The organism is Methylocapsa aurea (assembly GCF_000746085.1).
GTDB classification, from domain to species: domain Bacteria; phylum Pseudomonadota; class Alphaproteobacteria; order Rhizobiales; family Beijerinckiaceae; genus Methylocapsa; species Methylocapsa aurea.
In genome coordinates this window covers 88,300-111,888 of sequence record NZ_JQKO01000005.1, presented here as the reverse complement: position 1 = coordinate 111,888, position 23,589 = coordinate 88,300, and the positions used below count along the sequence as shown (strand labels likewise).

General features: G+C 61.3%; 19 protein-coding genes. 13 read left to right on the top strand and 6 right to left on the bottom strand.

Annotated features, from left to right (window positions below):
* The 3 genes from DL86_RS04960 to DL86_RS04950 are packed head-to-tail and all read right to left on the bottom strand — an operon-like array spanning position 1 to position 3,309.
* Entirely contained in the window at positions 1–957 is a 957-nt protein-coding gene (locus DL86_RS04960; protein WP_036258864.1) for a respiratory chain complex I subunit 1 family protein, read from the bottom strand.
* Positions 948–2,966 (bottom strand): hydrogenase 4 subunit B, encoded by a 2,019-nt coding sequence (gene hyfB, locus DL86_RS04955; RefSeq protein WP_036259116.1) that lies wholly within the window; start codon positions 2,964–2,966, stop codon positions 948–950. Before hyfB ends, DL86_RS04960 begins: the two co-directional genes overlap by 10 nt.
* Before the next feature lie 13 nt (positions 2,967–2,979).
* On the bottom strand, positions 2,980–3,309 hold the full coding sequence (locus tag DL86_RS04950) for a helix-turn-helix domain-containing protein (protein ID WP_036258862.1): 330 nt from the start codon (positions 3,307–3,309) through the stop codon (positions 2,980–2,982).
* A gap of 223 nt (positions 3,310–3,532) precedes the next feature.
* Between DL86_RS04950 and DL86_RS04945 the strand changes: the two genes are divergently transcribed.
* Entirely contained in the window at positions 3,533–4,084 is a 552-nt protein-coding gene (locus tag DL86_RS04945) for a molybdopterin-dependent oxidoreductase (protein WP_162180395.1), read from the top strand.
* Between the two features lie 276 nt (positions 4,085–4,360).
* On the opposite strand, the gene DL86_RS04940 is transcribed toward DL86_RS04945, so the two are convergent.
* Positions 4,361–4,957 (bottom strand): LPXTG cell wall anchor domain-containing protein, encoded by a 597-nt coding sequence (locus DL86_RS04940; protein WP_036259111.1) that lies wholly within the window; start codon positions 4,955–4,957, stop codon positions 4,361–4,363.
* Positions 4,958–5,882: 925 nt separating this feature from the next.
* On the opposite strand from DL86_RS04940, the gene DL86_RS04930 reads away from it, so the two are divergent.
* Together DL86_RS04930 and hppD are read left to right on the top strand one after the other, a co-directional pair.
* Positions 5,883–6,632 (top strand): hypothetical protein, encoded by a 750-nt coding sequence (locus DL86_RS04930; RefSeq protein WP_156964479.1) that lies wholly within the window; start codon positions 5,883–5,885, stop codon positions 6,630–6,632.
* A 216-nt stretch (positions 6,633–6,848) separates the two neighbouring features.
* A complete protein-coding gene (hppD, locus tag DL86_RS04925) occupies positions 6,849–7,952 on the top strand; it encodes a 4-hydroxyphenylpyruvate dioxygenase (RefSeq protein ID WP_036258856.1) in 1,104 nt (367 codons plus the stop codon).
* A 431-nt stretch (positions 7,953–8,383) separates the two neighbouring features.
* Here hppD and DL86_RS04920 read toward each other — a convergent pair whose 3' ends face one another.
* Positions 8,384–9,328 (bottom strand): alpha/beta hydrolase, encoded by a 945-nt coding sequence (locus DL86_RS04920; protein ID WP_245276252.1) that lies wholly within the window; start codon positions 9,326–9,328, stop codon positions 8,384–8,386.
* 419 nt (positions 9,329–9,747) lie between these two features.
* On the opposite strand from DL86_RS04920, the gene hmgA reads away from it, so the two are divergent.
* From hmgA to DL86_RS04890, 6 genes are all read left to right on the top strand, one after another.
* Positions 9,748–11,079: a homogentisate 1,2-dioxygenase gene (gene hmgA / locus DL86_RS04915; protein WP_036258851.1), complete on the top strand. Its 1,332-nt coding sequence runs from the start codon at positions 9,748–9,750 to the stop codon at positions 11,077–11,079.
* A complete protein-coding gene (locus tag DL86_RS04910; RefSeq protein WP_036258847.1) occupies positions 11,076–12,101 on the top strand; it encodes a fumarylacetoacetate hydrolase family protein in 1,026 nt (341 codons plus the stop codon). The genes hmgA and DL86_RS04910 overlap by 4 nt, the downstream gene beginning before the upstream one ends.
* The gene (gene maiA, locus DL86_RS04905; RefSeq protein ID WP_036259109.1) at positions 12,094–12,738 is read left to right on the top strand and encodes a maleylacetoacetate isomerase; all 645 of its coding nucleotides are present in this window, start codon (positions 12,094–12,096) and stop codon (positions 12,736–12,738) included. The genes DL86_RS04910 and maiA overlap by 8 nt, the downstream gene beginning before the upstream one ends.
* Positions 12,739–12,817: 79 nt before the next feature.
* Entirely contained in the window at positions 12,818–14,260 is a 1,443-nt protein-coding gene (locus tag DL86_RS04900; RefSeq protein WP_036259107.1) for a short-chain fatty acid transporter, read from the top strand.
* A gap of 277 nt (positions 14,261–14,537) precedes the next feature.
* On the top strand, positions 14,538–14,864 hold the full coding sequence (locus DL86_RS04895; RefSeq protein WP_036258846.1) for a YidB family protein: 327 nt from the start codon (positions 14,538–14,540) through the stop codon (positions 14,862–14,864).
* 477 nt (positions 14,865–15,341) lie between these two features.
* Positions 15,342–17,309, top strand: a complete 1,968-nt coding sequence (locus DL86_RS04890) for an elongation factor G (protein WP_036258845.1) — start codon at positions 15,342–15,344, stop codon at positions 17,307–17,309.
* A gap of 57 nt (positions 17,310–17,366) precedes the next feature.
* Here DL86_RS04890 and DL86_RS04885 read toward each other — a convergent pair whose 3' ends face one another.
* On the bottom strand, positions 17,367–17,660 hold the full coding sequence (locus DL86_RS04885; protein WP_156964478.1) for a hypothetical protein: 294 nt from the start codon (positions 17,658–17,660) through the stop codon (positions 17,367–17,369).
* 395 nt (positions 17,661–18,055) lie between these two features.
* Here DL86_RS04885 and tesB point away from each other — a divergent pair, with 395 nt between their 5' ends.
* The 4 genes from tesB (at position 18,056) to pgi (ending at position 23,403) form a co-directional block, all read left to right on the top strand.
* Positions 18,056–18,922 carry an acyl-CoA thioesterase II gene (gene tesB, locus DL86_RS04880; RefSeq protein WP_036259106.1) on the top strand — a complete coding sequence of 289 codons (867 nt, stop codon included), beginning with the start codon at positions 18,056–18,058 and terminating at the stop codon, positions 18,920–18,922.
* A 676-nt stretch (positions 18,923–19,598) separates the two neighbouring features.
* Positions 19,599–19,937, top strand: a complete 339-nt coding sequence (locus tag DL86_RS04870; protein ID WP_036258839.1) for a P-II family nitrogen regulator — start codon at positions 19,599–19,601, stop codon at positions 19,935–19,937.
* A gap of 32 nt (positions 19,938–19,969) precedes the next feature.
* The gene (locus tag DL86_RS04865) at positions 19,970–21,520 is read left to right on the top strand and encodes an ammonium transporter (protein ID WP_051952719.1); all 1,551 of its coding nucleotides are present in this window, start codon (positions 19,970–19,972) and stop codon (positions 21,518–21,520) included.
* Between the two features lie 236 nt (positions 21,521–21,756).
* Positions 21,757–23,403, top strand: coding sequence for a glucose-6-phosphate isomerase (gene pgi, locus DL86_RS04860; protein ID WP_036258838.1), 1,647 nt, complete (start codon positions 21,757–21,759; stop codon positions 23,401–23,403).
* Positions 23,404–23,589 lie beyond the last annotated feature (186 nt).

The following is a 23,589-nucleotide window of genomic DNA, read 5'->3' as shown; positions in this document are numbered from 1 at the left end:
CTAAAGACTCCGCGACACGAAGAGGAGCAGCGTTCCAAGCAGGCCGAGCATCAGGGCCGCGCCGAGGAAGTCGGAGACCCGGAAGACGCGCATTTTGGCGACCGCCGTCTCGAACAGGGCGAGCAGGACGCCGCCAGCCGCAAGTTTGGCGATGTAGGCGGCGACGCCGATCATCTGCGCGCTTGCGCCGCCGCCGGGCTGCGCTTGACCCCAAGGGATGAACACGCAGGCGATGAGCGACATATAGAGCAGGAGCTTCAATGAAGCCGCAAGCTCGATGACGGCGAGGTGGCGTCCGGAATATTCGAGCAACATCGCTTCGTGGACCATGGTGAGTTCGAGGTGGGTCGCGGGATTGTCGATTGGGATGCGGGCGTTTTCGGCGATGGCGACCATCACCAGCGCGACCAGCGCGAGCCCGAGCGAGACCCGCAGTCCGACCGCCGGGGACAGCATGAAGCCGGCGACGACCGAGAGCTGGGTCGATCCGGCCAGGAGCGCCAGCGTGAACACGATCATGATGGTGGCGGGCTCGGCGAGGGTCGCGATCATCATTTCGCGGCTCGATCCTATGCCGCCGAAGCTCGTTCCCGCATCCATCCCCGCGAGCGCCAGAAAGAACCGCGCGCTGCCAAGCAGAGCAATGACCGCGATGAGATCGGCGGACCAATTGAACATGAGGCCGGCGGCGAAGGTCGGGACGAGCGAGGCCGCCACCCAGGTCGCGGCGAAGATCAGATAGGGGATCACCCGGAACAGCCAGGAGGCGTTTTCGGCCAGGACCGCCTCCTTGCGCAAAAGCCGCAGCAGGTCGCGGTAGGGTTGCAGCAGCGGCGGTCCCTGGCGGCGCAGCAGCCGGGCCTTCACCTTTCGTATGAAGCCGGTGAGGAGCGGCGCTAGCGCCAGCACGAGGAGCATCTGCGCGTTCTGAATGGCGAGGTCGAAGATCACGGCCACACCGCCAGCGCCAGCAACAGCGTCACAAGGGCGAAGAAGACCAGGCTGAGATAGACCCGGATGGTGAGGAATTGAAGCCGGTTCAGGCGCTCCGCCGTAAACGAGACGGCTTGTGCGATCGGCGCATAAATAAGCTCCCAGGCGAGGTCGCGCAACTCCACTTTGATGCGCGCCGGGCGCATGTCGCCGGGGGCGGGCATGTCGATGCGCTCGCTCGCCTTGAAGACATAGGAGCCGAAGACGCGCTGGATCGGTTGGGAAAAGCTTTCTGCGGAATATTGCGTCGAAGGGCTAGGATCTGGAAAGCCGCAGTCCCAGGCGGGAGCGCGGCGCACCGCCTGCGAGGCGAGGCGATGGATGGCGTAGGCAGCGAGCGAGGCCGAGGCCGCGATGAAGGCGAAGACTAGCAGGCCGTTGTAGGAGCTGCGGCTTTCCGCGACGGGCACGATCGACAGCCATTGCAAGCTGGCCTGCGCCGGCATCCGGGCGCCGGTCAGCGCGTCGACGACGGAGGCGATGCTGTCGATCATGAATCCGGGCAGGACTCCAGCAATGACGCACAAGGCCGCGAGCATGGCCATCGCGCTGATCGACCAGCGATCGACCTCATGGGCGTCTCGCGCTTGTTGCGAGCGCGGCCGGCCGAGAAAAACGATTCCGAAAACGCGAACGAAACAAGCCGCGGCGAGCGCGGCCGACAAGGCGAGCAAGGCGCCGACGGCCGGGATAAGGAGCTTCAGCCCCCATTGCGGCAATTGCGGGCTGAGCAGGATCGCCTGGAAGACGAGCCATTCGGAGGCGAAGCCGTTCAGCGGCGGCAGAGCCGAAATGGCGGCGCAGGCGATCAGGACCAGGAAGCTCGTCAGCGGCATCTTGTGAATGAGGCCGCCGAGGCGATCCATCTGCCGCTCGCCGGTTGCGGTCAGCACGGCGCCGGCGCCGAAAAACAAGATGCTTTTGAACAGGGCGTGGTTGAATACATGGAACAAGGCCGCGGTCAACGCGAGGGCGGCGGCGGCGTGAAATCCGTTCGCTTCAAAGGCGATGGTCAGGCCGAGACCGACGAAAATGAGGCCGATATTCTCGATCGTGCTATAGGCGAGGACGCGCTTGAGATCGTTCTGCATGAGCGCATAGAGCACGCCGAGCACCGCGCTTCCTCCTCCAGCGGCGAGGACCGGGAGGCCCCACCACCATGCCTGCGGCCCGAGGAGATCGAAGACGATGCGAATGAAGCCATAGACCGCGACCTTGGTCATGACCCCGCTCATCAGCGCGGAGACATGGCTCGGCGCCGCCGGATGGGCGAGAGGCAGCCAGACGTGCAGCGGCGCGAGTCCGGCTTTGGAGCCGGCGCCGAGCAGAACGAGGCCAAGAACGAGCGCCGCGCTCGGCGCCGACGCCCCGTGTGCGCGGATCGCGGCGAAGGCGTAGCCTCCCTCGGGGCCGGCGAGCAGGCCGAAGGCGAGAAGGAGCGCCAGCGTGCCGAAGCTCGCCATGACGATATAAACGTAGCCCGCCCGCGCATTGTCTCCTTCGCGGTGGTGCGCCATCACCAGCGCCCAGGAGGCGAGCGACATGAACTCCCAGGCCAGCAGGAAGCTGAAGGCGTCGTCGGCCAGCACGACAAGGTTCATCCCCGCGAGAAACGCCGGAAAGAATGGCAGGACGCGCTGCGGTTCGCTTTCATGCCGCCCATAGCCGATCCCGTAGAGGGAGGCGGCGACTGCGCCGAGATTGACGACCGCGAGGAAGAAGGCGGCGAGCGCGTCGATGCGGAAATGCGCCCCCACCCAAGGCAGACCTAGCGGCAAGACGACATTCGAGGCGGGCGGGCCAGCCAGCAGGCAGATCAACGCGCCGCCAAGCGCAACCAGCGATGTGGCGAGGCATGCGCCATAGACGACCGGCGCAGCGTCTCTCAATCGGCCGCCGGGGATGGCGAGGACGGCGATGGCCAACAGGGCGCCGACGCATGAGAGCGCGAACGCCGGCGATGCCGGGATCATGGGCGCCATGGCCCTACCTCTCCCCCGCTCGCGGCGCGCCTGATTGCCGAGGCTGAGACGAATTCATCTGCGCGTCCCTCGAGGCCTCCTTATGCGCCGGCGCCTTGAGGCGCACGCCGCGCCCGCCGTCCTGGCTTGCGGCGCCGTCGCCGATCAGCTCGAGTCCCGCCTGGTCCATTGCGCCGATCAATTTCATCAGGGAATCGACATTGCAGCGGATGACCCCTTCGCTGGCCTCCATCCGTTGGATGGTGGGCACCGAAAGGTCCGACAACTCCGCCAAAGCGCGCTGATCAATGCCCAAAAGCGCACGGGCCGCTCGCAATTGCGCTGCTGTGATCATGATCCGCCTGCGTCCGTCGGATTTTCTATTTAATGACTAGCAACGAATTATCCCTGTTTCAAGACTAATTTTTAATGTGTGAAACATCAGATGCGCCGAGGCTGGATCTGGATCCCCCTATGCAGCCCGCGATTTATATATATACAAATATATATAGCTTGTTAGAGTGCCGTAGATGGCGCGGGCGCCGTTGCCTCGCAACAAGGCACAAGGAAACAGGCTGATGATTGGCGGGTTCTTGAAGTTTGGATTTGTCGCGGCCCTCGGAATAGGGCTGCAGCTTGGTTCTGTCGGCGGCGTTGTCGCGCAAACGCCGACCCCAAGCTCTGACCTGCGGACCACTGGGGGCTATTCTTCCAGCTTTCGCATAGGCGGCGCCGTCGGCAGGCCAACAACCTTCACGCTTAAGGATCTGCAGGCCTTGCCCCCGACCAGCGCGAACGTTTACTACTCCACAGGCAAGGGCCCCGTATCAGCCAAATATACTGGGGTGCTGTTGTGGGACTTGCTGAATCAAGTAGGAATAAAAACAGACGCGTCGATCAAGAATGACATTCTTAGGCGGTTCATCGTCGTGACTGCGACGGATGGTTATGCGGTTTATATTTCTGCTGGAGAGCTCTCCCCGATGTTCGGTGGACATCAAGTCCTTGTCGCCTATGCACAGGACGATCAATTACTTGGGACCGATTCCGGATTCTCCCGACTCGTTTTTCCCGGCGACAAGGCCGGCGGCAGATATGTTTCTTGGATCAAGGCAATCCAAGTCCACTGAGGGTTGCCCCCCAAAGGGAGGCTAACTCGGCGGGGGCGCAGGCAATTCAGGACGTCATCCCTGCGCTCAGGACGGAGCGCTGGCGATTTTCGACCCGATGAAATCATCTGATCGAAAAGGGATTTCTCCGATTCAACGAGTTGAAGCATCCAAAATGAAAAGAGCGATCCGTTGGGCGTCCAACGGATCGCTGCTTAGAGAAAACATTGCGCCCCACCGGCCCATTTTGCCGGCTTGAGGGACGGGACCGCCGCGGGTTGAACCCTCAACCCACAGTTACGCCGCTTTCTTTTGGCGCTTGGAATAGAAATAGGCCCCAATGCCTCCGATCAGGAGGACGGCGGCGAGTCCATAGATGAATAGAATCGTCGTGCCGGTCTCTCCGACCGCAAATGGAAAGCGCGAGACAAAAACCTGCCCATGATCATTGGTCGCCCTAACCAGGCCGATGTAATTGCCCTTGGCGAATTCATGCTCGAAATGCAGGGATCCTTGCGGATATTTTTTTGGGGCCACATAAACTTCTGTGTTCTTCTCAACGTCGACGTCGTCGCTGGCCTGACCGACATTTCTAAGAACCCGCATATCTATGGCCATGTCGCGCAGATCGTTGCTATTTGCCGTGCCGACAATGTTGGTTGACGAGTCGGTTTGCTGCACATCGAGGACGATGACCGTGCGGCCGGCATCCGGGACGTCGTCGCAATACTGGCTATAGCTCTTCTGCGGCTGATAGCCCGTGAAGTTCATCTCATAGGGGCCGATCTTCATGAGGCATCTGTTGTCCTGGACGCTGACGCCGCCATGCGCCAGCGCCTGTGAGATCAGCAGACCGCTCGCAATGAAACAGGCTCCGACTAACCGAATGATCATGGTTCTCTTCTCTCCCTGAGCAGAACCGCCGCTGAAGGTGGCGATTAGCTTATTTGTTATTTTGTTTAGCACGACGAGGCGACTTCGCCAGATCAAATTGACGCGGGACAAGCGGCGGTCGACGCACCGGGGCGATGCGCTGGCGGACCCGCATATCGGAGTCGAAAAAAGGCAATGGGTCTCTTAAAGGACATGCTCTCGGCGGCTGCGCGCCATTTCTCCAACCTCGCGGCGATCACGCCGCCGCCGCGACCGTTGAGTTCCAACTATCGCCAAGGGCAATAACACAATCTTAGGACCGCTGTCTGACTCAGGTCAAACATGCCCAAACTTTGGCGTCAAAGACCAAACCCGCCCTGCCTCGTTGCTCTTCAGCGCCGATTTGCCGGCGCTCTCGCCTGGACCCGGAACCGCTTTATTCCAGACATATAGTTGGCCCATGATGGTTTGAGAATGGCGGAGCCGCAATCCTTGCGGCGCGTAGCGGCTGGATAAAAGGGGATAACAGCAAGAAACCAGGGCATAGGACCTATTTGGCGCGAGCAATGATGGTCCAAGCTAGAGATTTGCATTGAAGCCTAGCATCCAACGTGAGATTTTTGAAACGAAGCCAGCAACCGATTCGGAAACGAGGATGGGGCGGATCGCGGCGGCGCGTCGGGCAGGGGCGCCATGCCGAAGGCAATTTGCGCGGCTCGATAGGCGGCCAGCGCAAATGCGACAAATGAACCGCTGACATGCAATCCCAAACCTCGCCCGGAGCGCCGATGCTCGCTCTTGAGCGCCACGTGACGCTGCGTTGGCCAGTGGCGCGGAGCTAAGGCCCCGCGCGACATAATCATTGATGAACCGGGAAGTGACCCTGGCGCGAATTTACTGAGAAATCAGCGATTTGCGCCGGCAATACAGAGCGGAGCGCATGACCATGTTCGGCAAGATTGGATCTTTCCTCAAGGAAGCCGCACTCGGCTTTGTCGAAATTGTCGGCGGACCGTTCACCTCGGCGAGTCCGGCAGCGGCGCTAAAAGCGCCTGTCGCCGAGATGCCGCCGCCAGCGATTGCGGCGGGAGAAAGCGAAGCCGGCGGCGCGCGAGAGCCCGCTTCCGCTGACGTTTCACATACGGACCCACATAGTGCGCAGACGCCCGACCCGCAACCGTCCGGCGCGTTCGCCGCGCCGGATGCGGCGCTCGCCCCCGAGGAGATCACGGCGTCTTGCGATGGCGATGGCTCCCCGGCGACGCAGGACGCCGCTGCCGAAGTCGCAGTGCATAAGTCGAGCGCGCTGAACGGCGCGGAGGCGCCTGGGTCCCTTGTGGCGCAACGCTATCGGACGCTGAAGGCTGAAGGGCTCACCCCGAAACAAGCCAATGAATTCAGTCGCTCGGCGCGCAAATACGGCCAATTCAGGACGCTTTCGACCACCCGCCCTCATGCTGGCGCCGCGACCTATTGGGACAAGCTCAAGGATTTCGACCAAAAGGCCGCCGCCCATGCGGAAGCGCTGAAAGGCTCCGGCGCGTCGAAGTCGGAAATAGCAACCTTCAAGGGCCAAACCGAGCGGGCTCGGGATCTGCTGATCAAGACCTATTTAAACGGAAAAGCCGCGCTCGTGGACGGCGACGCGGCTTTCGTCCGCGACATTGGCGAAGGGCTTGGCTTCAAAGAGTTTTAGCGACGGCGCCGTTGGCCGCCGAATTCCGCCCTGGCGAACCCTTTAACTTCTTACGATGAGCGGCGGCGGAGCTTGAGGTCAAATCCGCCCAAATCCTTCAAAACCGCGGCCTCGAAGCACAAATCATGCGCTTTGAATGGAAAATCCCTTCAATAAACGGGCAATCATCGCCACTTCTGCGTTATTGGCATTTCCGTCCGCAGAAGGATGACGGGCATGGGCCCCTTTCCGCATGATGCGCCGCCCGCGGTCATCAGCGCCGATAACCCGGCTGGCCTCGATGGATTTGAATTCGTGGAATTCGTCCATCCGCAGCCAGAAGCGCTCAAATCGCTTTTCGAGCAAATGGGATTTTCGCAAGTCGCCCGGCATAAATTCCGCGACATCCATCTCTATCGCCAAGGCGACGTCAATTATCTCCTGAACGCTGATCGCGACAGCTTCGGCGGGAGGTTCAGCCAGTTCCACGGGCCGTGTGCGCCGGCCATGGCTTGGCGGTGTGTTGACGCCAAACACGCCTTTGCTCACGCCGTGGCGAAAGGCGCCCGGCCTTATCGGGGCGAAAATGGCGCCAAGACGATCGACGCGCCGGCAATCATGGGCGTCGGCGGCAGCCTCATTTACTTTGTCGAACGACCGGGCGCCAAAGCGTCCCCCTATGCCAGCGCATTCGCATGGAGCGATGAGGAAGATCCTCGACCTCCTGGCTGCGGCATCGACTATCTCGATCACCTGACCAATAATGTCTTTCGCGGCAATATGGACCGCTGGTACCGGTTCTATAAAGATCTCTTCAATTTCCGGCAGATCCGCTATTTCGACATCGAGGGAAAGAAGACCGGCCTCTATTCCCGCGCCTTGACCAGTCCTTGCGGCAAGATCCGGATTCCGCTCAACGAGTCCGCCGATGACAAGAGCCAGATCGAGGAATATCTGCGCGCCTATAAAGGCGAGGGCATCCAGCACATTGCGTGCGGTTGCGCCAATGTCTACGATACGGTGAAATATCTGGCCGAAAAGGGCCTCGCCTTCATGCCGCCTCCGCCGCCGACCTATTATGAGCGGATCGACGCCCGCCTCCCAGGGCATGGCGAACCGGTGGAGGAACTGCGCGCGCAGGGAATCCTGCTCGATGGCGAACTGGTTGAAGGAGGCCGCCCGAAACTCTTGCTCCAGATTTTCTCGAAAACGGTGATCGGGCCGATCTTCTTCGAGTTCATTGAACGCAAGGGCGACGAAGGGTTTGGCGAAGGCAATTTCCGCGCGCTATTCGAATCGATCGAGGCGGATCAAATCGCCCGCGGCGTGCTCAGCGCCTAGGCTTGGACGTAGAGCGTCTGGCGCAAAGCTGGGCTGGTCGACGGGAGCGGGGTTAATTTGAGTGTCGCGTTCCGACCCGAAGCAACCTTTCACGAAAGCCGCGTCTTTGGCTGTTCGTGAAACAAAGCGGTCATTGACCTTTATGCCCTGAAGGTCTCCGAAGGGTGGCAAAGGAGACATTTGCCCCTGATGTAGGCACGCCGTAAGCGCCTGATTTAATTGACGCGATTTCGCGGTGCAAAAATCTTGAGTTTTGCTCGCATCAAAGCCCGAATTTTGCCAGTTCGGTCGCCGTTGCTTCCGCCACAGCGAGAAGCAGTTGTGCTCCTTCACCGTCGTTGAGGAGCCAAACGGCAGAGAGTCCAGCGTAGGCAAGAGTCATGGCGGCAATCGCGACTGTTCTAGCCCCGATGCGCTTTGCATCAGAGACTTTAACGGCGTCCAACAGACTCGACCATCCTTACGATGCTATTCGCGACTTCGTGGGCGTGGAGTTTGTTGGTCATAAGAGATACGTGGTCGGAACCATCTATGATACGGAACGAACTTTTGGGCGATATATCTAGCCACGTTCGTTGCTGTTTGTGATGCCAATGGACAAAGGTCGATTCCATTTTTTCATCCATGCCGCCGAACTGGGCTGCGGCGATGACTGCCACCGGAAGGGTCGGTTGTGGGTGGAGCGCCCGGACCTGCTTCAGAGAGTCCGACAGAAAGCCGTACTCCGAGATTGTCGCTCTCATGTGTTCAGGGGTAGACAGAAACGCCTTCGCAATAGCCTCAGCATCCGCTGGGAGGCCTGACGCAAGATTGAAGAAGCCGAGATTCACGACGATGCGCATTGCACCAACAGAAGCCAGATAGGGAAACACTCTCAGGCTTGGTGGTGTCCAGTCTTCCACCTTTGGCAGGTCGACTTCCGCATACGACTCCAAGACGCTTGGACTGGTTGCATCAATTAGGACCAATCCCGCCACCTCAGCTGGATAATCTGCCGCAAACATACGTGCATAGACGCCGCCGATCGAGTGTCCCGTGAGAATGTAGGGGGCTGGAATATCCGCAGCTTTCAGCAGATCGTGAAGCTCTCGGCTCGTGTTTAAGGCATCCATTGGCCGGTAAGACGGGGCACTCCATCCGTATCCGGCGCGGTCATAGGAGCATACGCGCGTCCTCTTTCCTATCTCGGGCTGTATCCAGGCCCAAGCTTGCGTCGTCGTTCCAGCGCCGCCCTCAAGAATTACGGTCGTTGGGCCTTCTCCAATACAATAGATGTGAACGTTCAGCCCTCCAACGAAGATCAATCGACCGGGGGGCTTTATCGCCTTGAAATCAGCTTTTGTTGCGAAGTGCTGGTATGTGCTTCCAATAGTCACCAATACTAGGAGCAATCCGATTATGCCGAAGGCGATGCGCGCTGCCCATCGTCGAATTGTACAAACCAAACTAGGCAGTTTTTTTTATCCATGGCCAGTGTTTAGCGCATTTTTGGCTGCTGACGAATTCAAATCTTCGTAGGGCGCTTTTGCGTGAAAGTCGCTGATGTAAGCTGCTTTGCCGAGCGTTGCGAAATTCTTGATTTTGCACAATGCTGAAGGGCTACTTTAAGTCGAAACCAGTAATCGTTGGGCCGCCCGCGAATGTCTCTTCGTTGGCGCACTCCGGTCATTCAAGAGGCTGGAGCGAATTACCGCTCACCACCCTTTGCCGATATTCAAACTGACCCGCGCCCGGGCAGGCCGGGTTCGACGAATCTCGAAAATGGTCTATTGTGGCCGCTAACGAGAGGCGCGCCATGCCCCAAGCCACCCTGCCCAATCTTTACATGTCCGGCTTCGGCAATGATTTCGAGACCGAGGCGCTGCCCGGCGCCTTGCCGCAGGGACAGAACTCGCCGCAGCGCTGCCCCTATGGCCTCTACGCCGAACAATTGTCAGGCTCGCCCTTCACCGCGCCGCGCGGCGCCAATGCGCGCTCCTGGCTCTATCGAATGCGTCCCTCGGTCAAGCACGCCGGCCGCTTCGCGCAAATCGCTTTGCCGCATTGGAAAACCGCGCCCCATATCGTCGATCACGGGCTGCCGCTCGGCCCCTTGCGCTGGAGCCCGGCGCCGGTTCCGGACGAACCGCAGACCTTCCTGACCGGCATGCGGACCATCGCCACCGCCGGCGACGCCGATGCCCAGACCGGGATGGCCGCGCATATTTATGCCGCAACGCAAGGCATGGATGACGATTATTTCTACAATGCCGACGGCGAATTGCTGATCGTCCCGGAGAGGGGCGGATTGGACATCGCGACCGAACTCGGGCTCATGACGATCGGGCCGGGCGAAATCGCCCTTGTCCCGCGCGGCGTGAAGTTCAAGGCGGCGCCGGTCGAGGGTCCCTCGCGCGGTTATGTCTGCGAGAATTACGGCGCCAAATTCACCCTTCCGGCGCGCGGGCCGATCGGCGCCAATTGCCTCGCCAATGCGCGCGATTTCAAGACCCCGGTGGCGCATTACGAAGAGAAAGACGCGCCTTGCCGACTGACCGTCAAATGGTGCGGCGGCTTTCATCGCGCCGAGATCGCCCATTCGCCTCTCGATGTCGTCGCCTGGCATGGCAATTACGCGCCCTATAAATATGATTTGCGCAGCTTCGCCCCCGTCGGCGCCCTTCTGTTCGACCACCCCGACCCTTCGATCTTCACGGTGTTGACCGCGCCCTCGTCCGAGGCCGGGACGGCGAATGTGGATTTCGTGATCTTTCCCGAGCGCTGGCTGGTGGCCGAACACTCGTTCCGCCCGCCTTGGTATCACATGAACATCATGAGCGAGTTCATGGGCCTCATCCATGGCCAATATGACGCCAAGGCGCAGGGCTTCGCGCCGGGCGGCATGTCGCTGCATAATTGCATGCTGCCGCATGGCCCGGACGCAGAGGCCTTCGACAAGGCGAGTCTCGCCGAGTTGAAGCCGGAAAAGCTCGCGGACACCCTGGCCTTCATGTTCGAAACGCGCTATCCGCAGCATGTGACGGAATATGCCGCCAAGCTGCCGACTTTGCAGAGCGATTACGCCGATTGCTGGCAAGGCCTGAAAAAGCATTTCGATCCGAACCGCCGGGAGTGGACAGGTCGATGAAGCTTGCAACGCTGAAGGATGGCGGCCGCGACGGCAGGCTGGTGGTGGTTTCGCGCGATCTGACCAAGGCGACCGAGGCCGGCGTCATCGCCGCGACGCTCCAGCGCGCGCTCGATGATTGGGCGGCGGTTGCGCCAAAGCTGGAAATGCTGGCGACGCAGCTTGAAATCGGCGCCGTGCCGGCGCAGCGCTTTCATGAGCATGACGCGCTCTCGCCCTTGCCGCGCGCGTTTCAATGGGTCGACGGCTCCGCCTATGTCAACCATGTGGAATTGGTCCGCAAAGCGCGCGGCGCGCCGATGCCGGAAAGTTTCTGGACCGATCCGCTGATGTACCAGGGCGGTTCGGATGCCTTTCTGGCCCCGCGCGACTCGGTCCGGGTCGCGGACGAAGGTTTCGGCGTCGATTTCGAGGCTGAGGTGGCGGTGATCGTCGCCGATGTCCCGATGGGCGTGAGCGTTGCGGCCGCCGCCGAGGCGATTGCGCTGGTCATGCTGGTCAATGACGTCTCCCTGCGCAATCTGGTCCCGGCCGAACTCGCCAAGGGCTTCGGATTCCTGCAATCGAAACCCTCCTCGGCATTCTCGCCGGTCGCCGTGACGCCGAGCGAGCTTGGTCCGGCGTGGGACGGCGGCCGGCTGCATCGCCCGCTTTTGGTCAGCCTCAATGGCAAGCCGTTCGGGCGGGCCGACGCCGGCGCCGATATGGTTTTCGATTTTCCCGCGCTGATCGCCCACGCGGCGCGAACCCGGCCGCTCTGCGCCGGGACCATCATCGGCTCAGGCACGGTCTCGAACAAAGCCGCCGACGGCGGCCCCGGCCGGCCGATCGCCGCGGGCGGTCTTGGCTATTCCTGCATCGCCGAGATGCGGATGGCGGAGACTCTTGTGGCGGGCGCCGCGAACACGCCCTTCATGCGCTTTGGCGATTGCGTGCGCATCGAGATGAAGGACGCGGACGGCCTCTCAATTTTCGGCGCCATCGAGCAATGCGTCGAGCCCTATGCGGGACAGAATGCCTGAACCAGTTCTCTACGGATATTGGCGATCGAGCGCCGCCTATCGCGTGCGCATCGCGCTTAATCTCAAGCAGATCGCGGCGGAGTCCGCCTTCGTGCATCTGCGGCGCGGCGACCAGCGCGGCGAGCGCCACCGCGCGCTCAATCCCGCTGGCCTCGTTCCGGTGTGGCGCGAGGCGGATGGGTTCACCCTGGCGCAGTCGCTGGCGATCATCGATTATCTCGATGAGATTCATCCGGAGCCGCCCTTCTTGCCGGAGGACGTAAGGCTCCGGGCGATCTGCCGCGAGATCGCCTATGCGATTGCCTGTGACATCCACCCGCTCGGCAACTTGCGCGTGCTTGAGAAGCTCGCCGCTGATTTTGCCGCCGATTCGACCGCGAAAGCCGCTTGGGCCCGCCACTGGATCGCGTCCGGCTTCGAGGCGATCGAAGCGCGGCTGGCGCATACCGCCGGCTGTTACGCGATCGGAGACCAGATCACGCTGGCCGATATCTGCCTCGTGCCTCAGGTCGCCAATGCGCGCCGCTTCGGCCTCGATCTGGCGCTCTACCCGCGCATCGCAGCGGCGGACGCCGCCGCGCGTGAAGATCTGGCCTTCGCGGCGGCGGCGCCGGAGATGCAGCCGGACGCCGAATAGCCAGGAATTTCTGAGACTCGGCGTGGGGGCGGGCGTCATCTGCCCCCGCCGCGCGCGACAACAGGTCAGGGGGAGCAACATGGGGGCCAGCGGGGCTTCGGCGGCGCGGGAGGACGAAGAGGGATTTCTGGCGCGGATCGCGTTGCGCTTCGCGGCATGGTCAGCGCGCTGGTTTCCTGATGCATTCGTCTTCGCCGCGATCGCGGTCGTCGTCGCCTCGGCGGCGGCGATGCTGAACGGGGCGCCGCCCCAGGCCGTCAGCAAATCCTTCGGGGATGGATTTTGGAGCCTGATCTCCTTCACGATGCAGCAGGTCATCGTCGCCATCAGTGGCTATGTCATCGCCAGTTCTCCCCCCGCGGCGAAGGTGATCGACAAGATCGTGACCTTGCCTCGGAGCGGGCGCGGCGCGATCGCCTTCATCGCGGCTCTCACGATGCTGGTCTCGCTCCTGAACTGGGCGCTCAGCCTGATCTTCAGCGGGCTTGTGGTGCGCGCCATGGCGCAGCGGACCGAGATCAAGATGGACTATCGCGCCGCCGGCGCCGCCGCCTATCTCGGCCTTGGCTGCACCTGGGCACTGGGATTGAGTTCCTCGGCGGCGCAATTGCAGGCCAACGCCGCCAGCATCCCGAAACAATTGCTGGAAATTACCGGCGTCATCCCGTTCACGGAGACGATTTTCCTCTGGCAGTCCGGCCTTATGGTGCTGGTCCTGATCCTCGTCTCGACGCTCGTCGCATTCTGGTCCGCGCCCTCCGGATCGTGCGCGGTGACCGCCGCCATGATGGGCGTCGACGTCAAGACGAGACTGGAGCCGCCGCGCAAACGCGAGCGCCCCGGCGAATGGCTGGAATATAGTCCGATCCTGACGATCCTCCTCGTCGCGCTTGGGCTTGGCTGGTTGATTCAGGAATTCGCCGGCAAGAATCCGATCCTGACGATCTCCAATCTGAACACCTATAATTTCGCGCTGCTGATGTTGGGCCTGCTGCTGCACTGGCGTCCCCGCAACTTCCTCGATGCGGCGACGAAGGCGGTGCCGGCGACGGCTGGCATGCTGATTCAATTCCCGCTCTATGGCGGCGTCGCGGCGATCATGACGGGCGCCGCCGCGCAGGATGGCCACACGCTGGCGCTGCGGCTGGCGGAGCTGTTCACCGGCATCAGCACGCGGGAAAGCTTTCCGGCGATCATGGGCCTCTATTCCGCCGTGCTCGGTTTCTTTATCCCGTCGGGCGGCGGCAAATGGATCCTCGAGGCGCCCTATGTGATGCAGGCGGCGAATGAGCTCAAGGTCCATCTCGGCTGGGCCGTTCAAGTCTATAATTCGGCCGAGGCGTTGCCGAACCTAGTCAACCCGTTTTTCATGCTGCCGCTGCTGGGCGTGCTCGGAATCAAGGCCAGGGACATCGTAGGATTCACCGCACTGCAGCTGATGATCCACGCGCCGATCGTGCTCTTTCTGCTTTGGCTGCTCGCCGGCACGCTGACCTATCTGCCGCCGACAATTCCGCAATGACCCGGCTTGGAACTCGTTTGGGCAGACGAGATCAGCCGCAGAAACGTATTGTATAGCTCAGCCGCGGCCATTGTTTCGTGACAGATCGATGTCAATGCGCGCCGGATTTTCTAAATCCTTTGGGCTTTCCCAATTGCGGTTGCTTCGTCTTCTATATCGAGTAGGCTGACCTTCGCAATCGGGGAAGGTTTTGAGGCGCGTAACTCCATTCGCGCTGCGGAACATTGCGGTGATTGTGTTTGGATCTCTTCCGCAACAATGGATGAGGGAGGAACTTATGGGTCTTTTGGATGGCATTTTAGGTGGCGCTGTTGGCGCCTCGTTGATCAGCGCCGCGACCACTCTGATCGAGAAGAACGGCGGACTCGAGGGACTGGTCGCGAAATTCCAAGAGAAGGGCCTCGCCCCGATCATCCAATCCTGGATCAGCACGGGCGCCAACCAGCCGATCGCGGCCGACCAAGTGCAGCAGGCGGTCGGGCACGATCTTATCAAAGAGCTTGCCGCGAAGGCCGGACTTACCCCGGAAGAGCTTTCGGCCAAATTGGCGGAGATTCTGCCGCAAGCGGTCGACAAACTAACCCCCACCGGCAAAGTGTCGTAAACGCCGCCCGCCATTGGCGTCGAACCGGCGTCGGGCGTCCTGCCGAAACTTCACGCCGGCAAGGCGTCCGCCCGTTGATCGCGCAGGTTCGAACCGGATTTCGCCGCAGCCTTCCTTCTCGCGATCCTGAACATCCTCGGATGCTGTGCGTCGATCGAGCGAGTCGAGGCGCCGCGCGGCTAGAGCATGATGCCGAAAAGTGGAAACCGGTTTTCGGACGACATCATGCTCTAACTCTTTGATGAGAGCGGGATGCGAAAAAGTGGACTCCGGTTTTTCGCGTCAAATCCCGCTCTCTTCTCAACAATGGATCACGTTTCATGCTTTTGGATGTTTCCATCTAAAAGCATCGTGATCTAATCGATGAAGCTTTGCCGCAAATCGACATAGGCCGGGATCCTCTGCCCATGTGACGCCGTTCTACCTTTGCCGAGTCGCGCCAAACGGCGGCCGGGATGAAGGAAGGGAAGCGCCATCATGACAAGTTCTTCTTCGAAGGCCGTCGCCGGGCCCCGTTCAATCGCTCTCGTCGGCCCCCAAGGAAGCGGCAAATCGACTGTTTTTGACGCCTTGATGGCTGCGGCCGGCGCGCCGCCGAAGCGATCGGGCGATCGCGGCAGGGCCATGAGCACCGAGCTGAGACTTGGCCACTGCACATTCCTCGGCGAGCAATGGTCGATTCTCGATTGCCCTGGGTCGATCGAGTTCGCCTTTGAAACCGCGGGCGCGCTGATGGCGGTCGATCTTGCCGTCATCGTTTGCGAACCCGCCGCCGAGCGCGCCTCGAGTCTGCCGCTCTTGCTGAGAAGCCTCGAGGACCTTGGCCTTCCGCATTTTATCTTCGTCAACAAGATCGACGCGCTGGCTGGCCCGGTCCGCGACATGCTTGCGGCGCTTCAGGCGCATTCCAAATATCCGCTGCTGCCGCGCCAAATCCCGATCCGCGAAGGCGACGCGGTGATTGGCTATATCGATGTCGTGCGCGAGCGCGCCTATCGCTACGGCGCGAAGCAAAGCGTCGAGCCGGTCGAACTTCCAGCCAATATGCGCGAGCCGGAGAAAGAGGCGCTGGCCGAACTGACCGAGGTGCTTGCCGACCACGATGACGCGCTTCTTGAAAAACTCCTCGAGGACATAACGCCGACGCAAGATGAACTCTACGCGCATCTGCGCAAGGATCAGGCGAGCGGCGCCATCGTCGAGGTCCTGCTTGGGGCGGCCAGCAAAGGATATGGCGTCGCCCGCCTGTGGAAGGCCTTGCGGCATGACGCGCCCGCCGCGCATGAGACCGCCGAACGCCGCGGCGTCGCGCCAGGAGATCAGCCGCTGGTTCAGGTCTTCAAGACCGTCCAGGCGGGGAAGCTCTCCTATGGCCGCATCTGGCGCGGCGCGTTGCGCGACGGCGCGAGTCTGGACGGCGTGCGCATTGGCGGAATCATCCGCTTTGTCGGCGCGGAGCAGGTCCGGGCGGCGGAAGCCGAGGCCGGCGATCTGGTTGCGCTCGGGCGGCTCGAAGGCGTCGCGACGGGAGCGGTCCTCGCCCCCGACAAAGGGGCGCAGACGCTGCCCTTTCCCGAACCGCCGCCGCCCGTCTTCGCGCTCGCCATAGCGACCAAAGATCGAAAGGACGACGTCAAGCTCTCGGCCGCCCTGCATAAGCTCGTCGAGGAAGATCCCTCGCTCAGCGTCGAGCACGATGCAGAGACCGGCGATGCGCTCCTCAAGGGGCAAGGCGAGATCCATCTTACCGTGGCGCTCGAACGGCTGGCCGCCGTCTATAATATCCAGATCACCGTCAGTCCGCCGAAGATTGCTTATAAGGAAACGATCAAGAGGGCGGTCTCCCAGCATTCGCGGCTCAAGCGGCAGACCGGCGGCCACGGGCAATTCGCCGACATCAAGCTGGAGATCGCGCCGCGCGGCCGGGGCGAGGGCTTCCTATTTACGGATCGCATCGTCGGCGGGGCCGTGCCGAAACAATATATCCCGGCGGTCCGCGACGCCGCCGAAGAGGCGATGCAGAAGGGTCCGTTCGGCTATCCGGTGGTCGATATCGGCGTCACCCTGGTCGATGGGAGCTTCCACGCGGTGGACAGCTCCGATATGGCGTTCAAGAGCGCGACTCGGATGGCGATCGCCGAGGGCCTCGCCAGGGCTGAGCCGGTCCTGCTCGAACCGATCGATCATGTCACGGCGAGCGCGCCCAACATGTTCACCGCGGCGACGCAGCGCCTGCTGACCGGCCGCCGCGGTCAGATCCTGGGCTATGCGGAAAAACCCGGCTGGCCCGGCTGGGATGATATCGAGGCGCTGGCGCCGGCCGCCGAACTCCACGACTTCATCATAAAGCTTCGTTCAGAAACGATGGGGCTTGGGACCTATCGACGCCAGTTTGATCATCTTTCCGAGGCCCATGTCCAGCTTGCCGATCGGGTCGCCCGATAGGGCGGCTGCAATTCGACGGCTTGGTCCAAGCTCGGCCTTCGACCTACAGAAAGCTGCTCAGGCCTGGCTGTCGCGATCGCCAGGCTGCGGCTCGCTTGCGAGCGTGGCGAGCAAGGTCATGAAACGTCCGTGGTCATCCGGCTTCCCTTCGACATAAGTGTCGAGAACGATGGCGTCCCCGGGCGAGGTCGCGCGAAGAAGCTGGACGAGATCGGAGGCGACCTTCCGCGCATGGTTGACCGAGAGAGCGTCAAGACGCAACGCGGTCCCGTGGCCTTCGCGCACGACCGTCACCTGACATTCCAAGGGGTCGGAAACGTCGCGCAACACCGAAACGCGGTAAGTATTCATGGCCAATCCGCTCTCCTTCGACAAGGACGGAACTGCTCGCGCGAACTGAACGATCTTGAAGCTTGGATCGCTTCCGTTCAAACAATCGCGCTTTTTTCCTCGGCGAAGGCAAGGGCGCGACGCCGCGATGCTGGCCGCCGTGGAGACTTATGCTGCAATGCGCTTCCGGCTAATTTGAGGCTTCAAAGCAACCGCCGACGCTGCCCGATCAAGCAATTAAGCACTTTTTTAGCAATTTGTCGTGATCGCGAACAAAGAGTTTCGCGAATTGGCGTTTCATCAGCGTCGGTTCGTTGACGCTTGCGGCGGAGGCGTTCGATTTGACTGTATTCGGGGTTGACGAGAAGCTTTGCCGCGCTCACGTCAAGGCTTCGCAAAAGGAACCCCGCCGCGCCATGTCCCACGCCGTCGCCGAACTCCTGACCATTCTCGACCTTGAGCGAATCGAGGAAAATATTTTTCGCGGCCGCAGCCCGCAGGTCGGCTGGCAGCGCGTCTTCGGCGGCCTCGTTGTCGCGCAAGCCCTCGTGGCTTCCGCCCGCACCGTCGAAGGCCGGGCGCCGCATTCGCTGCACGGCTATTTTCTCTTGCCTGGCGATCCCGCGGCGCCGATTGTCTACGAGGTCGATCGCCTCCGCGACGGGAAGAGCTTCACGACGCGGCGCTGCAACGCAATTCAGCATGGCCGGGCCATTTTCTCGCTGTCCGCCTCGTTTCAAATCGAGGAGGAGGGTCTTGAACATGCGGTGGCGATGCCGGACGTTCCAAAGCCCGAAACCTTGCCGAGCGAGACCGAGATGGTCGCGCGCTTCGGCGATCTCATGCCGGCTCCGATCCGCCGCTGGTTCGCCAGCGACCGACCGATCGAGGCGCGGCCCGTCGATCTGTCGCGCTATGTCCGGCACGCGGCCGGCGCGCCCAAACAATGCGTCTGGCTCCGCGCGACCGGCCCTCTCCCGGACGATCCGGGAATCCATCGCGCGGTCCTCGCCTATCTCTCCGACATGACGCTTCTCGATACGGCGCTCATCGCGCACGGCCATTTTGTATTCGATGCCGAACTCCAGATCGCGAGCCTCGATCACGCGTTGTGGTTCCACCGACCGTTCCGCGCCGACGAATGGCTCCTTTATGCTCAGGACAGCCCCAATTCCTTTGGCGCGCGCGGTTTGACGCGGGGTCTGCTATTTTCCCATGACGGGAGCCTTGTCGCCTCGGTCATGCAGGAAGGGTTGATCCGTCCCAAAGCGCATCGAACCTGATCCCCGCGAGCCCTCCAAGCGTTGAACGCGATCGCCGGTCAAGGCGAAGGCGCCGAAATCATGCGCTTTGAAGCAAGCAGGCTTAGTCGAATTCAATGCCGGTTAAGGGCGCGCGCTTATAAACCCAGCGAACTGTTGGTTTCGGCTGGAACAGGCTCCAATGAATAGAGTTATAAGAATAGCCAGTATTCGAATATTCGCCACTTCAGCGCAATTGAAAGGCGGTTTGCGCTCCGCGCCACATTCGGCGCGGCCGCGGCCTAATTTTGCGCCGATTCGACCATGCGCCAAGCGACCAATGCGATCTGGCGGGCATGGCTTTATAAACTTAGTCGGCAAGGCGCGGCTTCGCGTCGTTCGCGTCGGATCGAACAGCCCGCACGTAGGAAGGTTGTTGACTTCAGTCTGTTTCGCCGCTTGTCTCCAGCGCGTCGCGCCGCGGGGACGCGGTCGCTCGATTGCGCGGCGTTTGGAGCGAGCGCCGCATCAAAAAGCACCAACATCACAAAGAGCGGTATTTACCGGAAATTGAGCGCGGTCGATTGCTAGAAGGCCCGCCGCTTGCTAGCAAAGACCTCGAGCACGGCCGCCGTCTTGCGGGTTCTGCTCTTCGGCGGGCGAGCCGGTTCACGGACAGTTAGACGGGTCTCGGGTAGACGCAACCAGGAAAACCGACATGAAAATCGTTACTGCGATTATTAAGCCGTTCAAGTTGGACGAGGTCCGTGACGCGCTGACGAACCTTGGCGTGCATGGGATGACAGTGACCGAGGTTAAAGGATATGGCCGCCAGAAAGGCCATACCGAAATCTATCGCGGCGCGGAATATGCCGTCAGTTTTCTGCCCAAGCTGAAAGTTGAAGTCGCCGTAGCTCCGGAACTTGTCAATCAGACGATTGAAGCCATCACCGCGGCGGCGAGGACGGGCCAAATAGGCGACGGCAAGATTTTCGTCAGCGCGCTCGACCAGGCCGTTCGGATACGCACCGGCGAACGCGATCTCGATGCCCTTTAGACCCGCTTTTTCAAGATCCGCAGGAGTTTGCAATGAAAATCGCCTTTCCTCCACCGACCGCGTTGCGGGCAATCGGCCTGGGACTTGTTCTGGCGTGCGCCGCCGCTGCCGCAGCCTATGCCGAGCCCGCCGCGGCGGCCCCTGTCCCCAATAAGGGCGACACCGCGTGGATGCTGGTCTCCACCGCTTTCGTCCTTCTGATGTCGATCCCGGGCCTCGCCCTCTTTTATGGCGGTCTGGTGCGCGCCAAGAACATGGCGTCGGTGCTTTCTCAGGTTTTCATGATCGTCGCGCTCGTGTCGATCGTTTGGGTTCTTTATGGATATTCGCTGGCGTTCACCGAGGGCAGCCATGTCGCGCTGCCCTACACCGAAGGCGCCGATGGGCCGCTGGCCTTCCTCCAAGGCATCCAATGGAACAATTTCGTTGGCGGCTTCGACCGAGTTTTTCTGAAGGGGCTGACCGTTGAATCGACGTCGGCGACCTTTTCCAACGGCGTCGTCATTCCCGAATACGTCTATATGGCGTTTCAAATGACCTTCGCCTGCATCACGCCCGCCTTGATCGTCGGCGCCTTCGCCGAGCGCATCCGGTTCTCGGCGTTGCTGTTCTTCATCCTGCTTTGGGTCACCTTCATCTATTTCCCGATCGCCCATGCTGTGTGGTACTGGGCCGGCCCCGACGCGATCGGCAATGCCGCGAAAGCGCTCGCCGATGCTCAAGGCGAAGCCGCCAAGGCGGAGGCGCAGGCCGCGCTCGACGCCATCCAGGCCAATGCCGGCTATTTCTACAAATTGGGCGCGCTCGATTTCGCGGGCGGCACCGTGGTTCACATCAATGCCGGCATCGCCGGCCTGGTCGGAGCCTTGATCATCGGCAAGAGAGTTGGCTATCCGCGCGACATCGAGCCGCCGCACTCGGTCACCTTGTCGATGGTCGGCGCCTCGCTCTTGTGGTTTGGCTGGTTCGGCTTCAACGCCGGCTCCAACCTCGAGGCGAATGGAACGACGGCGCTCGCCTTCGTCAACACCTTCGTCGCGACTTCCGCGGCGACCCTCAGCTGGATGTTGGTCGAATGGGCCGCCAAGGGCAAGCCCTCGCTGCTTGGGATGATCTCGGGCGCGGTCGCGGGCCTTGTCGCCATCACCCCCGCATCGGGCTATGCGGGCCCGATGGGGGCGATCGTTCTGGGGCTGGTCGCTGGGTCGATTTGCTTCTTCTTCGTCAGCTACGTGAAGAAGTGGGTCGGCTATGACGACAGCCTCGATGTGTTCGGCGTCCATTGCATCGGCGGAATCGTCGGGGCGATCGGCACCGGCATTGTCGTTGCGCCCTATCTTGGCGGCGTCGGCCTCACCGACTACACGATCAATCCAGGCTCGGCCGCGGCTGGCGCTTACGACATGCAGGCGCAAGTGCTGATCCAGCTGAAGGTCGTCGCTTTCACGCTTTTGTGGTCGGGCCTCGGCTCGGCGATCCTTTACAAATTTGTCGACATCTTCATCGGCCTGAGGGTCAAGAAGGATGCCGAACTTGAAGGCCTCGACGTCACCTCTCACGGCGAGCGCGCCTACAATCCGTGACGGCGAGAGAGCCGCAAGCCCTTGGCCTGCGGTCTCCGACGCGTCTGAGCGTCAGGTTGAAGAAATCGAGTCCCAGCTTGAAGCCGGGACTCGTCAAGCGACGGCCGGAGCGTTAACGTCTAGGCGGAATTGGCGGAAAGATGGTTGCGCGGCAAGGTTGGCGCCGCGTTGAATCCTTTGTCCCGCCGCGTCGAAACGGCTAACTTGCGCCATTCGGTTCTTTCTCGGAGTATCGCATGGCTCGTGGTGAAGTCGCGCAGGCGCTGGCCGCGCTCGAAACGCATCGGCGGGATATTGGCTCGCAACGAATTGCGGACCTGTTTACCGCCGATCCGCAACGGTTTGAACGCTTCCACGTCAAGCTCGACGATATCCTCTTCGATTTCTCGAAACACCGGCTGAACGAAACGACGCTCGCGCTTCTGCTCGATCTCGCGCGGGCCGCGGACGTCGAGGGGCGCCGGCGCGCGCTTTTTGCCGGCGAGCCGGTCAATACGACCGAACACCGTCCGGCGATGCACATGGCCTTGCGCAATCTGACCGGCGAGCCGATGTTCGCCGCCGGCCGCGACGTGATGCCGGCGGTTCTCGACGAACGCCGTAAAATGGAGGCTTTCGCCGAGGCGGTGCGCAATGGCGAAATCACATCCGCGAGCGGGGAGCGTTTCACCGATGTCGTGAATTTCGGCATTGGCGGCTCTGATCTCGGCCCGGCGATGGCGGCGCGGGCGCTGACGCCTTTTATTGCCGACCACCTGACCTTGCATTTCGTGGCCAATGTCGATGGCGCCGATTTCGGCGACACCTTGAAGCGACTGCCGCTCGCAACGACGCTTTTCATCATCTGCTCGAAGACCTTCACGACGCTCGAGACGATGACCAATGCCGCCACCGCCCGCGCCATCGTCGCGCAAGCGCTTGGCGAGGCGGCCGTCGCCGATCAATTTTGCGCGGTCTCGACGCATCTCGACAAGATCGCCGCCTTCGGCATCAGAAGCGACCGAGTCTTTGGCTTCTGGGATTGGGTTGGCGGCCGCTATTCGATCTGGTCGTCGATCGGGCTTTCGCTGGCGATTGGGATCGGCGCGGAGAAATTCGACAAGTTCCTTCTCGGCGGGCAGGATATCGACGCCCATTTCACGACGGCCCCGCTCGAGCGCAATGTCCCGGTCCTGATGGCGCTTTTTGGCGTCTGGTACCGAAACTTCTGGGGCTTCGCGACACATGCGGTCATCCCCTACGACGAGCGGATGGCGCGCTTCCCGGCCTATCTCCAGCAGCTTGAAATGGAGTCGAACGGCAAGTCGGTGGATCTTTCCGGCGCGCCGGTCAGATGTGCGACGGCGCCGGTCATTTTCGGGGAGCCGGGCACAAATTGTCAGCACGCCTTCTTCCAGCTCCTGCATCAGGGAACGGAAATTGTGCCGGTGGACTTTCTAATCGCGGCGCAGCCCTCCGGCGCCGACGCGAAGCACCATCAATTGCTGTTCGCCAATTGCCTGGCGCAGAGCCAGGCCTTGATGCAGGGCCGTACGATCGAAGAGGTCGTTGCGCGATTGCGAGCGGAGAACCTCAGTGCGGAGGCGATCGAGGCGCTGGCCCCGCATAAGGTTTTTGAAGGAAACCGTCCATCGAGCACATTTCTCTACAAGAGACTGTCGCCGCGTGTGCTCGGTCAGTTGATTGCCCTCTATGAACACAAGGTGTTCGTGCAAGGAGTGATCTGGAACATCAATTCCTTCGATCAATGGGGCGTCGAACTCGGCAAGGAGCTTGCGGGCAAGCTTGCCCCCATTGTCGCCGATCCAAACCGCTCAACGGAGGAATGTGACCGCTCCACCGCGGGGCTGATTGCGGCGGCGCGCAAGCATTGCAAAGGCTGAAGGATCAGGGAGGGCGCGTCGAAACGGACGAGAGACAAGACGATTGGGATCGATCCCTAGAGCATGTTCTTATGAGACATCGGATATATCCGATGTCTCATAAGAACATGCTCTAACTTATTGAATCTGAGCGATTCTTTTTCGATCAGATGAGTCCATCGGATCGGAAAGCGCTCCAGCATGATC